Annotated in this window: 2 protein-coding genes; both read right to left on the minus strand. The window is 60.9% G+C overall.

What is annotated here, in order from left to right; all coding sequences use genetic code 11:
- A partial coding sequence (locus tag EOB49_RS37960) for an FAD-binding oxidoreductase (protein WP_245472824.1) occupies positions 1-705 on the minus strand: 705 nt, incomplete at its 3' end.
- Positions 702-1,163, minus strand: coding sequence for a DUF559 domain-containing protein (locus EOB49_RS24460; protein ID WP_245472826.1), 462 nt, complete (start codon positions 1,161-1,163; stop codon positions 702-704). The genes EOB49_RS24460 and EOB49_RS37960, both read right to left, overlap by 4 nt.
- Positions 1,164-1,206 lie beyond the last annotated feature (43 nt).

Here is a 1,206-nt window from a genome sequence, read left to right on the forward strand (position 1 = left end):
CTCCGGCATCGGCTCGGGCAGCAGATACATGTGCTCCATGGCCAGCACCGGCAGTTCGACGCCGACCATGCGGCCGATCTCGCGCGCCCACAGGCCGCCGCAATTGACGACATGCTCGGCCTTCACCGTGCCTTGTTCGGTGACGACGTTCCAGGTGCCGTCGACCTCCTGTGTCAGTTCCACAACGCGGTTGCGCAGCACGATCTCGGCGCCGAGTTTTTTCGCCGCCTTGGAGTAGGCGATGGTGGTGCCCGACGGATCGAGATGGCCTTCCACCGGGTCCCACATGGCGCCGACGAAGTTGGTCTCGTCCATCAGCGGAAACATCGCCTTGGCTTCGGAAGGGGTGATCAGTTCTGTGTCCATGCCGAGATAGCGGCCCTTGGCGTGGGCCAGTCGCAGGAAGTCCATGCGCTCGGGCGTGTCGGCCATCATCACGCCGCCGGTCAAATGCAGCGAGCAGGACTGGCCGGATATCTCCTCGATCTCCTTGTAGAGCTGCACCGTATAGGCCTGCAGCTTGGCGACGTTGGGGTCGCCGTTCAGCGTGTGGAAGCCGCCCGCCGCGTGCCAGGACGAGCCGGAGGTGAGCTCCGAGCGCTCGATCAGCATGATGTCGGTCCAGCCGGCCTTGGCCAGATGATAGAGAACCGAGCAGCCGACGACGCCGCCGCCGATGACAACCGCTTTTACATGAGATTTCATCTAGATAGGTCCGTTTTTGAAGAGATTGAATCGGGTGAGTAAGGCGTGAAGACAAAGCGGAGGTCGGGTGCCGTGATGTTCTCGGCTAGCCTGCCATCGAGCGCTGCGAGGATGGTTTCACAAACCGAAGTACGATGCTTCAAGACTTCATGGCTCCAAACACGCAGGATCGAATAGCCCTGGGCATGCATGAAATCGTCGCGGCGGCGGTCATAGGAACAGTCGGCGTGTTGATGTCCGTCGACTTCCACGACGAGCCATTTTTCGCGGCAAGCGAAGTCTGCGTAGTATGGTCCGATAGAGAACTGTCGCGTGAACTTGTAGCCGCCAAGTTTGCGGGCTTTTAACTCAAGCCAAAGCAGCGCTTCGGCCTGGTTGTCACCTTGCCTGAGTTTTCGGGCTCGCTGGGTGATGCCTGTTTTTCGGCGGCTGCGCGTTTCATGAACGGCTTCCCCCACTCCGTCGCTGCTTCGCAGCGCCACCTCTCCCCCCTCCGGAGGG

This window comes from Mesorhizobium sp. M7A.F.Ca.MR.148.00.0.0 (assembly GCF_003997735.1).
In the GTDB taxonomy this organism is placed as follows: Bacteria; Pseudomonadota; Alphaproteobacteria; order Rhizobiales; family Rhizobiaceae; genus Mesorhizobium.